Raw genomic sequence first — 12265 nt, forward strand, 5'->3', positions numbered from 1 at the left:
GGGAGTTGTTGCTGGCTGTTCCCTGTAACCTGTCCCCTGTTCCCTCGCCGTTGCATGAGGGATGCGCGCCCGGAGGGCCGGGACCGGGGCGGCCGGGCAGTTTCGGCCGACGCGGGCCCGGCGCCGTTGGGCACGGCGGTATCGTGCCCTACGGCGCGCGCAGCCCGGCCCGGAGCGCAGCGGAGGGACATGCCCGAATCACGCAGTTCCGTCTTTCTCATCATCCGACGACGAAAGATCACCGGCCGCGCAGCCAGGTGAGCGGGTCCACGGCCTCGCCGCCGGGGGCGCGGATCTGGAACTCCACGTGCGCGCCCTCGGGGGTCCGCTCGCCGCCCACGGTGCCGACCACCTGCCCCTTCTGCACCGTGGCGCCCTGCTGCACGGAGACGTCCTTGAGGTACAGGTAGAGCGAGTAGTAGCCGCCGCCGTGGCTGACGACCACCGTGGGGCCGTACCCCTCGAACGGCGCCGCCATCTCCACCCTGCCGCCCTCCACCGCGCGCACCGGCGTTCCCGGCGCCGCGCCGATCCCCACGCCGTTGTAGCGGATGGCGGTGCCGTTGGACTGCTCGGCGCGGCCGAAGCGGTAGACCAGGCGCCCGTCCACCGGCCAGTTGAGCGCGCCCACGTCCGCGGTCGTCATCGTCGGCGCGGCGGCGCGCGTCGTCGGGGTGGACGGGCGGGCGGGGGCGCTCCCCGGGCTCGTGCGGGCGCGCTCGCGCTCGGCGGCCAGGCGCTCGCGCTCGCGGCGCTCGGCCTCGCGGCGGCGCGCCTCCAGCGTGGCGATCAGCGAGGTGAGGCGCCGCTCGTCGCGCACCAGCTCGTCGAGCCGCCGCGCCGCGGAGCGCTCGTGCGAGCGCAGGGAGGAGAGCGTCCCCGAGCGCTGCGCCTGCAGGTTCTGCAGCTGCGAGTTCTCCTGGGCGCGCTCGTTCTGCAGGTACTGCAGGTCGGTGAAGTTGCGCCGGAGCTCCTGCTCGCGCAGCGCCAGCTGGCGCTGCAGCTCGGCCACCTCGCGCACCAGGTGGCGGTCGCGCCGGGCCACCAGGTACAGGTACTTGTAGCGGTTGAGCAGGTCGCTGAAGGAGTGCGCGGTCAGCAGCACCTCCTGCGTCTGCAGCGGCCCGCGCTTGTAGATGTCGCGCACCCGCCGGTCCAGCAGCAGGCGCTTCTCGGCCAGCTGCTGCTCCACCGACAGCAGCTCGGCGGTGGTCTCCTCGATCTTCCGCTGGGTCTCGGCGAGCTGGATGTTCAGCTCCCGGAGCAGCGACTCGGACACCTGCCGCTGCCGCTGGATGTTGCGCACCTCGGCCGAGACGTCGTGCACCTGCCCGCGGATGCGCTGCAGCTCGCTGCGCAGCTCGCTCCGCTCGGCGCGGATCTCCTGCAGGCGGCGCTGGCTCTCGGTGAGCTGCTGCGTGGGGTTCGCCTGCGGCTGCTGGCGCCCGCGCTGTGCGGGCGCCCCCGTCGGGAGCGCGGCCAGCAGCAGCAGGGCGAGCCCGGCGAGCGCGCGCCGCACCGTCACACCGCCTGCAGGTGGCGCCTGACGGCCACCATGCTGGAGAGGAAGCCGAAGACGGTGCCCACCAGCACCACGAGCAGGATCCACTCGGCCGGGAGCCACTCGATGCGGAACATGGTGGCCTGCAGGAGGCGGTACGTGGCGTAGGTGAGCCCCGCCGCCAGCACGCCGCCCAGGAGGCCGGTGATCAGGCCCTCGAGGAGGAAGGGGCGCTGCACGAAGCCGTCGGTGGCGCCCACCAGCCGCATGATGGCGATCTCCTCGCGCCGGGCGAACACGGCGATGCGCACAGCGGTGGCGATGATGATGGCGGCCACCAGCGCGAAGGCGGCGCCCAGCACGGTGGCGGCGGCGCCGGCGATCCGGCGCAGCATGAAGATCTTGTCCAGCCACTCGCGCCCGTAGCGCACGTCTTCCACGAACGGGTACGCGCCCAGCCGCTCGGCCACGCGCCGCGCCGTGGCGGGGTTGCGGTGCTCGGGCTCGAGGCGCACCTCCAGCGAGGCGGGGAGCGGGTTGTTCTCCAGGTCGGTGAAGACCTCCTGGAACTCCTCCATCTCGGCGCGCGCGGTGGCGAGCGCCTCCAGCTTGGTCACGTAGCGCAGCTCGCCGACCTCGGGGAGCGCGCGCACCTCCTGCTGGATCTGCTCGAGCTGGGCCGGGGTGGTCTCGTCGTCCAGGTACGCCACCATCTCCACCTTCTCCTCCACCTGCCGGATCGCCTGCCCGATGTTCCAGGCGGTGAGCCCGAAGAGGCCAACGACGAAGAGGGAGAAGGCGATGAGGACCACGGAGAGCGAGGCGAGGAGCGGGCTCCGGCGGAAGGCGGCCAGCGCCTCGCGCAGCGAGTACGGCATCACACCCTCCCGCGCTCGAGGGCGGGCTTCTCCGCGAGGGCCGCGGGGCCTTCGGCCGGGGGCGGCGCCGGCCGGGCGGCGGGGGCCGCGGCGGCGGTGGCGGCGCCGGACGAGTCGTAGACCACCTGCCCCTGCGCCAGCTCGATCACCCGGTACTGCGGGTGGGCGCGCACCAGGTCCAGGTCGTGGGTGGCCATCAGCACCGTCATCCCCATCGCGTTGATCTCGCGGAACAGGTCGAAGACGCCGCGCGCGGCCCACTCGTCCAGGTTGCCGGTGGGCTCGTCGGCCAGGAGCACCAGCGGCTCGTTGGCCAGCGCGCGGGCGACGGCCACCCGCTGGCGCTCGCCGCCGGAGAGCTCGTCGGGGTACGCCTGCGCCTTGTGCGCGAGGCCCACCTGGGTGAGCACGCGGCTCACGCGCTGGGGGATGGCCGCGCGCTTGACGCCGGTGACCTCCAGCGCGAAGGCCACGTTCTCCTCGGCGGTGCGGTCGCGCAGGAGGCGGAAGTCCTGGAAGACCACGCCCAGCTTGCGGCGCAGCAGCGGGATCTCGCGGCGGCGGATGAGCTTGCTGGAGAAGCCGGAGACGCGCACCTCGCCCGCCGAGGGGGTCTCGGCCATCATGATCAGGCGCAGCACCGTGCTCTTGCCGGCGCCCGAGTGGCCGGTGAGGAAGACCAGCTCCCCCTTGGGGACGTGGAAGGAGACGTCCCTCAGCGCCGGACCGGAGCGGGGGTACTCCTTGTAGACCGCTGTCAGCTTGATCACGCGACGGACCGCGGGGAGGGGGACGACCTATGTGGGGAGGACGGCGTAATTTAGTCGCGACATTGCGCTCTGTCAAAGCAATGTCGTTCTCCCCGGCGCAGGGATGGCGCAGATCGGTTTTTCGTAGGGGCGAGGCATGCCTCGCCCGGATGGCCGGAGGCCATCACGAGGAGCCGGATCATCCTGCCGTTCCCACCCTCCTCGCAGTCGCGGCCCTCCGGCGGTCGAGGCATGCCTCGCCCCTACGAATTCCACGCCGAGCTGCGCGCGAGGCGTACCGCGAGGAGGATCGCCTCCTTCATCGACGACGGGTCGGCGAGGCCCTTGCCGGCGATGTCGAGCGCGGTGCCGTGGTCGGGCGAGGTGCGGGGGAAGGGGAGGCCCAGCGTCACGTTCACCCCGCTGCCGAACGCCGCCGTCTTGAACGCCGCCATCCCCACGTCGTGGTACGGCGCGATCACCGCGTCGAACTCGCCGCGGACGGCGCGGGTGAAGACGGTGTCGGCGGGGATCGGGCCCCGGGCGTCGACGCCCGCCGCGCGCAGGCGCTCCAGGGCGGGGGCGACGATGCGCGCCTCCTCGTCGCCGAAGAGGCCGCCGTCGGACGCGTGCGGGTTCACCGCGCAGAGCGCCAGGCGCGGCGACGCGATCCCCCATTGATCGCGCAGCGAGCGGTGGGTCAGCATCGATTGTTCGACCAGGAGGTCGGCGGAGAGCGCGGCGGGGACGTCGCGCAGCGCCAGGTGGGTGGTGGCCAGCACCACGCGCAGGGGGCCGCCCAGCGCGGTGCGCTCCGCGGCCATCATCATCACCACCTCGGCCGCGCCGGCCAGGTCGCGCAGCATCTCCGTGTGCCCGGGGAAGCGCCAGCCGCCCGCGTGGAACGCCGCCTTGTCGATCGGCGCGGTGACGATCGCCTCCACCTCGGCCGCCAGCGCCAGCTCCACCGCCCGCCGGACCGCTTCTCCTGCGATCCGCCCCGCCGCGGCCGCCCCGTCCTCCGGGCTCCAATGTCCGACCCCGACGTCGTCCGCGGACCGGAGCAGCTCCCGCGGCCCCACGCGGACGAACGAGGCCGCGCCGGCGACCTCGGGGTCGGCCAGCGCGGCCTCGGTGACTTCGGGGCCGATCCCGCGCGGGTCGCCCAGGGTGACGGCGATGCAGGGAAGGCGTCTCCACGGGGGGGTCACCCCCAGGGCTCCGCGTCGGGGCGGCGCTCTTCGCGCAGCACGCGGTACAGGTCGCGCGCCGCCTTCTTCGACACGCTCTTCCCCGGGGTCGCCAGCAGCTCCACCTCCAGCGTCCGCGACGGGTAGCGCACCTCGATCCGCCTCCCCGGCGGCACCGGGTCGCTGGGCCGGGCGGGCCTGCCGTCCAGCATCACCGCCCCCGCCTCGCACGCCGCCTTCGCCTCGCTGCGGCTCTTCGTCAGGCAGAGGCGGTGCAGGAGGACGTCGACGCGGAGCGGGCCCTCGTCGCTCAAAGCGAGACCTGAACGTGGGTGCGCCCGCGCAGCTCCTCCAGCAGGCGCTCCACCTGCTTCTGCTGCACCAGGCGGCTGCGCACCTGCTCGCGGACGTCGTCGAGCGTGTACTCGCCCGCCTCGTGACGCTCCGTCACCTTCGCCACCACGAACGACGTCCCCGCGCCCTCGGCCAGCTCGAAGGGGCCGACCACGGTGCCCGGGGCGGCCGCGCCGACCGCGGTGCCGTACGGCGCGGGGAGCCGCTCCAGCACCACGTCGCGGGCCACGCGCTGGTCGGCGGGGGTGCCGTACCGCTCGGCCATCTCCACCAGCGACGCCCCGCCGCGCGCGGCCGTGGCCACCGAGTCGGCGCGGGCGCGGGCGCGCTCCACGTCGGCCGGGGTGACCTCGGGGCGGATCAGGATGTGGCGCGCCTGCCGCTCGGGGCCGCGCACCTTCTCCAGCTTGATGATGTGGAAGCCGTACTCCGTCTCCACGATCCCGCTCACGTCGCCCGGGCGCATGGCGTACGCCACCATCTCGAAGGGGCGCACCATCTGCCCCTGGCGGAACCACCCCAGCATCCCGCCCTGCGAGGCGCTGGGGTCCTGCGAGTGGCGGCGGGCCAGCACCTCGAAGTCGCCGCCCTTGCGCAGCTCCTCCAGCACCTCCATGGCCTTGCGGCGCGCCGCCGCCTTCGCCGAGTCCGACGGCTGCGGCTTGATGATCGCCTGCTGCAGCGACACCGTGGCGGGGCGCTGCCCCAGCCGGCCCTTCTGCTCCTCGAAGAAGGCGCGGATCTCCTCCTCGCCCACCGGCGGCGCGGCCATCTTCTGCAGCCGCTGGCCGATGTAGCGCTGCACCATGGTCTGGTCGGTGAACTGCTGGGTGAGCGTCTGCCGGTACTCCTCCAGCGTGCGCCCCGAGCGCGCCAGCGCCTGCCGGAACGCCTCCTCCGAGCCGAACTGCTGCTGCACCTGGTTGATCTGCCGCTCCACCGCCGTCACCACCTCGGTGGCGTCCACGGACGTGCCCTCGGCGCGCGCGGCCTCCAGGAGCATCAGGTCGTCCACCCGGCGCTGCACCAGGTCGCGGATGAGCGCCGCGCGCTGCGCGGGGTCGGTGGGGAGCTGCTGCCCCTGGGCCTGCATCGCCTCCAGCTCGATCAGGATGTCGGAGTAGAGCAGGGAGGTGTCGCCGACCACGGCCACCACCCGGTCCCACACCTGCTCGCCGGGCTGGGCGGGCTGCTGCGCGAGCGCGGGCGTCGCGAGCGCGACGAGGGCCGAAGCCAGGAGGAAGCGGAAACGCATGCGATTGTCGGGGAAGAAGAAGCGAAGGCGGCCCGCCGGGGCCGCCGTCCGTCGGCTACTCACGCCCACGGGACCGCCGTGATACAGGCGAGCCGCGGCCGGGTTCCGGAACTGGCTGAACAGCAACTGTGAACTGCGGATCTGGGCGTGTCCCCCGTGCCGGGGGCCGGGCTGCGCGCGCCGTAGGGCACGATACGACCGTGCCCAACGGCGCCGGGCCACCGCCGCCACGATACCCCTGTGGCGGCGGCGTCCCGGCCCTCCGGGCGCGCATCCCTCACGCAACCCCGTCGTACGAAGAACGGATTTCGTCACAGCGGACGATGCCGCGTACCTCGTACTTCGTACCCCTGCCTACTGCTTCGGCGCCTCGCCCGCGGGCGGCGGCGGCGCGGGAGCCGGGGCGGGCGCGGGGGCCGGCGCCGCCGGGGGCGCGGCCTGCGGCTGCGGCATCGGCATCGGCGGCTGGCCGGGCTGGCCCACCGGGGCCTGCGGCGTGGGGCGCAGCGCGCGGATCGACTTCACCTTGTCGACCACCCGCTGGAACGAGCTCTCGTTGATGCTGTGCCCGTAGATGCCGCGCAGCTGGACGCCCAGCGGGCCCAGCGGAGGCATCTGGCGCTGGCCGGTGATGGCCTGGCCCAGCAGCTCGCGCACCCGCTGCTCGATGATCGGCGTCCCCGCCGAGCCCTTGTGAATGCGCTGGCCGCCCAGCCCCGTGGCCGCCGTGAGCTGGCGGATGATCCCGCGCGCCTGCGAGCGCAGCGAGTCCACCTCCGGCTGCGAGAGGCCCACGTTCCGGCGCCGCGCCTCGGCCAGGAGCACCTCCTTGCCGGCCTCGCGCTCCAGCACCTGGTTCAGCATGCTGTCCGGCGCCTCGGCCACCTGCCCCAGCATCTGGGGGTTGACGCCCTGGATCGTCTCCAGCATCTCCGAGGCCGTCAGGTCGCCGCCCTCGAAGGAGACCAGCTTGCGCTCGGCCGCGCGGCCGCGCAGGGCGAGGCCCGGCTGCTTCGCCATCTCGCGCACCTGCTCGGCCGCGCCGGGCTGCACCTTCACCCCGGCCCGGTCGGTGAGCGCCTTCACGTAGTTCTCCACCGCCTGCTGCTGCGCGCGCTGCTGCAGGTAGCCGCGGAAGCGCTCCTTGTCCTCGCCCAGCTCGCGCTGGCGGCGCTCCTCCACCTTGATCACGTGGTAGCCGTAGGGGGTCTCCACCACGTTGCTGACCTGCCCGGGCTGCAGCGCGAACGCCGCCTGCTCGAAGGTGGGCATCATCCGCCCCCGCCCGAAGAAGCCCAGGTCGCCGCCCTGCTGGGCGCTGGCGTCCTGCGAGTACTGCCGCGCCAGCTGCGCGAAGTCCTCGCCGCCGGCGGCGCGGGCGCGCACCTGCTCGGCCAGGCGCTTCACGCTGTCGCGCTGCGCCGGCTTCGCGTCGGCGGGAAGCTGGAAGAGCACGTGGCGGGCGCGCACCTCCATCCCCGGCCCCTCGGTGTTCCACGCCGCCTGCAGCTCCGCGTCGGTGAAGCTGGTGTCGGCGCGCACCGACTGCTGCAGGAGCCGGTTGATGGTCTGCGCCTCGCGCTCCGGCTGGATCAGCTTGTCGACGTCGAGCACCGCCAGCGTGGAGTCCTCGGCCAGCGCGGTGGCCAGGAGCACGTAGTCCACCCAGCGCTCGGCCACCTCGCGGACCAGGTCCGCGGTGGGGTCGACCTGCGGGTTGGCCGCCAGCAGGTTGGCGGCCTCGTCCACCTTCAGCTCCTTGCCGGCGGCGCGGGCCACCTCGTCCTTGTGCGCGGTCATGGCGCCGCTGAGGCCCCCGCACCCCGCGAGCGCGGGGACGGCGGCCAGCAGCAGGGCCCATCGGGACAACTTCATCGGTGCTCTCCGGCCCGGGTTGAATGATGACGGCGCGGCGATGGTCGCCGGCCGCGAAAAACCAGTCCTAAGTGCGAAGTCCTAAGTGCGAAGTGCTTAGTCCTTAGTGCTTAGTCCTTAGTCCTTAGTCCTTAGTCCCTGGCCATGGATGCGGCTCACCGCCGATCCACTAAAACACTAAGGACTCAGGACTAAAACACTTCGCACCTCGCACTTCGCACTATCCTCCCTACGCCTCCCGCCCCGGATCCGCGGCGAGATCCCTGAGCGCCGCCACCGCCGTGGGGAGGATCGGCTCCGTGCCGTGGCGCGTGAGCGTCAGCGACAGCGGGAGCGGGCGGCGCACCTCCACCGCGAACTGCCGCGCGCCCAGCGTCTTCTGCAGGCTCGACATCCGCGGCACCACCCCCTGGCGGAAATTGAGCCGCACGTCCCACGGCCGCACCAGGATCCGCTCGATCCTGAGCTCCGCCCCCAGCAGCCGGAGCGCCTGCGTGTGCAGCAGCGTCTCCACCTCCTCGGGGAGCGGGCCGTAGCGGTCGCGCAGCTCGCGGCGGAGCGCCTCCACCCCTTCCACCGTCTCCTCCCTGGCCAGGCGGCGGTAGAAGTGCAGCTTCTGCGGCTCGTCGGGGACGTAGTCGTCGGGGATGAGCGCCGCGCCGTCCACCGACACCTCGGCCAGCCCCTTCGGGCCCGCCTTCCCGTCGCCCTTCATCTGCCGGATCGTCTCCTCCAGCAGGCGCAGGTAGGTGTCGAGCCCCACCGCGTGCACGAAGCCCGACTGCTCGGCACCCAGGATGTTCCCCGCGCCGCGCAGCTCCAGGTCCTTGAGCGCGATGCGGTAGCCGCTCCCCAGCTCCGTGTAGTGCTCCAGCACCCTCAGGCGCCGCTCCGCGTCCTCCTGCACCTCGTCGGGGATCAGCAGGTAGCAGAACGCCCGGTGGTGGCTTCGGCCCACGCGGCCGCGGATCTGGTACAGCTGCGACAGCCCGAACTGGTCGGCGCGGTTGACGATCAGCGTGTTGGCGCGGGGGACGTCGAGCCCCGACTCGATGATGGCCGTGGCCACCAGGATGTCCAGATCGCCGTCCAGGAAGCGGGTCATCACCGCCTCCAGCTCCTTCTCGCGCATCTGCCCGTGCGCCACGCCGATCGAGGCGTCGGGGACCAGGCGCTGCACCTTCTGCGCGACCGCGGTGATCGTCTCCACCCGGTTGTGGACGAAGAACACCTGCCCGCCCCGGTCCAGCTCGCGCCGGATGGCGTCCTCGATGATCGCGTCGGTCCACGGCAGCACGTGCGTGATCACCGGCTGCCGGTCGCGCGGGGGCGTCTGGATCAGGGTCATGTCCCTGAGGCCCAGCAGCGAGAAGTGCAGCGTGCGCGGGATCGGCGTGGCCGTGAGCGTCAGCACGTCCACCGTGCGGCGCAGCTGCTTCAGGATCTCCTTGTGCTTGACCCCGAAGCGCTGCTCCTCGTCGATCACCAGGAGCCCCAGGTCCTTGAAGGTGACGTCGGGGGAGAGCACCCGGTGCGTGCCGATCACCACGTCCACCTCGCCGCTCTCCAGCCGGCGCAGCACCTCCTCCTGCTCCTTCCCCGTGCGGAAGCGGGAGAGCGCCTCGATGCGCACCGGGAAGTCGGCCAGGCGCTCGCTGAAGGTGTGCAGGTGCTGCTCGGCCAGGATCGTCGTGGGCACCAGCACCGCCACCTGCTTGCCGTCCTGCACCGCCTTGAACGCCGCGCGGATCGCCACCTCGGTCTTGCCGTACCCCACGTCGCCGCAGATCAGGCGGTCCATGGGGCGCGGGGACTCCATGTCCTTCTTGACGTCCTCGGTGGCCTGGCGCTGGTCGGGGGTGTCCTCGAAGAGGAACGCCGACTCCATCTCGCGCTGCCACCGGCTGTCGGCGCTGTAGGCGTAGCCCTGCTCGGCGCTCCGGGCCGCGTACAGCTCCAGGAGCTCGGCCGTCATCTCCTGGATCGACTTCTTCGTCTTCTCCCGGGCCCGCGACCACTCCTTGCCGCCGATGCGGTGCACCCTGGGCGCCGCCGCCTCGTCCGCGTCGCTGGTCCAGCGCTCGATCAGGTCCACGCGGTGCACGGGCACCCGGAGCAGCTCGCCCCCGGCGTACTCGATCACCAGCGTCTCGAACTCCTCCTCGCCCACGCGGACCCGCTCCATCCGCCGGAACTGGCCGATCCCGTGGTCCATGTGCACCACGTAGTCGCCCGGCTTGAGCGCCGCCACGCTCTCCAGCGCCGCCCCGCCGCGGAAGCGCCGCCGCCGGCGGATGCGCCGCGAGCGCCGGAAGATCTCGTGGTCGGTCAGCAGCCGGAGCGGCGGCTGCGCGTCGGCCAGCACGAAGCCGCCGGTGAGCGAGCCGATCCCCAGCTCCACCGTGCGCGCCACCTTCAGCTCGTCCAGCAGCTCCTGCAGGCGCTCCAGCTGCCCCTGGTTGTCGCAGAGGATGAGCGTCTGCTCGCCGCGGGACGCCCCCGCGCGCAGCACCTCGCCCAGGCGGCCCATGTCGCGGTCGATCGCCTCGGGCGCCAGCGCGCGGAAGCGAAGGGCCGCGCGCAGCGCCTGGCCGGGCGCCTCCTCCACGAAGAGCTGCGGGAGCCTGGCCAGGCGCGCCGCCGCCTCGGCCGGCGGGAGGAAGAGGCGCTCGGGAGATTCGGGGCGCGTCCCCCGCTTCGCCTCGACGTCGTGCAGGCGCTCCACCTCGGCCCAGGTGCGCTCCATCTCGGGGCGCGTGCCGGCCCCCGCCAGGTGCACGACCACCGTGTCCGGCGGCAGGTAGTCCAGCAGCGAGCGCCGCTCCGGCTCGCCCCCGTTGGGCGACGGGGCCGCGGGGCGGTGCGCCGCCATCCCCTCGTCGCGCGCCGGGCGCAGGTCCACCGGGAGGAGCTCCAGGGCGTCCACCGCGCGCACCGAGAGCTGCGACAGGATGTCGAAGAAGCGGATCGACTCGATCTCGTCGCCGAACAGCTCGATGCGCGCGGGCTCGGGCGTGCCGAAGCCGAAGACGTCCACGATCCCGCCGCGCAGCGCGAACTGCCCCACCTCCTCGACGGTGGCCACCCGCTCGAACCCCATCCCCTCCAGCGTGGCCGCCAGCTCGGGGAGCCGCACCGTCTGCCCGACCTTCAGCTCCAGCCGCAGGTCGTCGAGCCCCTCCACGGCGGGGGAGAGCTCCTGCATGGCCCGCGCGGTGGTCACCAGGAGCGAGGCGCGCCCGGAGAGCAGCGCCTCCAGCGCCTCCACCCGCGCCCCGCCGATCTCCAGGTGGGGCTCGGCCTCCTCGTACGGGAGGCTCTCGCGCTGCGGGTAGAGGAAGACCGAGCCCTCGCCGAGCAGCGCCTCCAGGTCGGCGGTGGCCTGCTCGGCCGCCTCGGGGCCGGTCTCCACCAGCACCCAGATGCGCTCGCGGCGGGCGCGGTGCAGCGCGGCCACCAGCACCACGGGCGCCGACCCGGCCAGCCCGGCGGCCAGCACCGACTCTCCCGCGCGCGGCAGGCTCCCGGCCAGCTCCCGGAAGGCGGGGACCGTCTGGAAGGAGTCGATCAGCAGCGGGTGCGGCACAGCCTCTCGCCAGGGAATGACGCCCGCCCGGCGGGGCTTTGCGGCGCCTCGCCGGGGAGACCTCGGAGACGGCTCCGGGGGTACGCGGGACAAACGGGAAAGCTACCGCCTCCCGGCGACTCCCGTCAACCGCCCGAAGCCCGCCTCATGAGCACCCGACCGGCCGCATCGCCCGACCGGATGCCTCGAAAACGGCGGACTACCTGAACTGCTCGCCTGGGCATGTCCCTCCGCTGCGCTCCGGGCCGGGCTGCGCGCGCGGTAGGGCACGATACCACCGTGCCCAACCGCGCCGGGCCACGGTCGCGCCAAACCCCCGGCGCGCCCGCGTCCCGGCCCTCCGGGCGCGCATCCCTCATGCAACGTCCGCGCGAACCGCGACAGGTGTTGCCGCCGCGATGGTGTGGCTCCTCCCACCGCGCAGCGGGGGAGGCGGGGGAGGGGGGCGTCACCGGCTGCACCGGACTCAGTCCGCTGTCGCGCAATCTCGAGGGGTGCCGGCATCGCGAGCGGCTGAAGCCGCCCGCTGGAACTACGGAAAGCCTCGCAAACCCCGCGAGGCTTCAATCGCGCACCCTCCTTGTCTTCCCACGCTGATTTCGTCGCGCGAAGCGCCGAGGTGTTTCCCCTCTCCCGCAGTCTGGGAGAGGGGAGCGCGCCCTCCGTCCGCGAGGCACGAGCGGACCAGGGCGCGCGGGGGAGAGGGCCCCCGGCGGCGCAGCCGCCGGGACGGTTTGCGTCGCGCGCCTGGGAATTCGGCGTCCCGAAACCGTATACTGTATCCGTCCCCTGGGCCGGACCGGCACGTCCACGCACGGTGACACGGGAGCCGGCGCACCCTCGCCCGGCTGCTCGTAAGTCGATATACTTCACCGCC

8 protein-coding genes are annotated in these 12265 nt (G+C 73.2%); all 8 read right to left on the minus strand.

Features of this window, described 5'->3' with window-relative positions; all coding sequences use genetic code 11:
* Positions 1-238 precede the first annotated feature (238 nt).
* Positions 239-1525 (minus strand): peptidoglycan DD-metalloendopeptidase family protein, encoded by a 1287-nt coding sequence (locus tag VF746_10210; protein ID HEX8692784.1) that lies wholly within the window; start codon positions 1523-1525, stop codon positions 239-241.
* Positions 1522-2379 carry a permease-like cell division protein FtsX gene (locus VF746_10215; GenBank protein ID HEX8692785.1) on the minus strand — a complete coding sequence of 286 codons (858 nt, stop codon included), beginning with the start codon at positions 2377-2379 and terminating at the stop codon, positions 1522-1524. The genes VF746_10210 and VF746_10215 overlap by 4 nt, the downstream gene beginning before the upstream one ends.
* On the minus strand, positions 2379-3149 hold the full coding sequence (gene ftsE, locus VF746_10220) for a cell division ATP-binding protein FtsE (GenBank protein ID HEX8692786.1): 771 nt from the start codon (positions 3147-3149) through the stop codon (positions 2379-2381). The genes VF746_10215 and ftsE overlap by 1 nt, the downstream gene beginning before the upstream one ends.
* Before the next feature lie 242 nt (positions 3150-3391).
* Complete coding sequence (gene pdxA / locus VF746_10225; protein HEX8692787.1) at positions 3392-4339, minus strand: 4-hydroxythreonine-4-phosphate dehydrogenase PdxA; 948 nt, start codon at positions 4337-4339, stop codon at positions 3392-3394.
* A complete protein-coding gene (locus VF746_10230; GenBank protein HEX8692788.1) occupies positions 4336-4632 on the minus strand; it encodes a S4 domain-containing protein in 297 nt (98 codons plus the stop codon). The genes pdxA and VF746_10230 overlap by 4 nt, the downstream gene beginning before the upstream one ends.
* The gene (locus VF746_10235) at positions 4629-5927 is read right to left on the minus strand and encodes a peptidylprolyl isomerase (protein ID HEX8692789.1); all 1299 of its coding nucleotides are present in this window, start codon (positions 5925-5927) and stop codon (positions 4629-4631) included. Before VF746_10235 ends, VF746_10230 begins: the two co-directional genes overlap by 4 nt.
* 354 nt (positions 5928-6281) lie before the next feature.
* A complete protein-coding gene (locus VF746_10240) occupies positions 6282-7802 on the minus strand; it encodes a peptidylprolyl isomerase (protein HEX8692790.1) in 1521 nt (506 codons plus the stop codon).
* A gap of 229 nt (positions 7803-8031) precedes the next feature.
* Positions 8032-11388: a transcription-repair coupling factor gene (gene mfd, locus VF746_10245; GenBank protein HEX8692791.1), complete on the minus strand. Its 3357-nt coding sequence runs from the start codon at positions 11386-11388 to the stop codon at positions 8032-8034.
* Positions 11389-12265: the final 877 nt, after the last annotated feature.

The organism is Longimicrobium sp. (assembly GCA_036389795.1).
Lineage (GTDB): Bacteria > Gemmatimonadota > Gemmatimonadetes > Longimicrobiales > Longimicrobiaceae > Longimicrobium.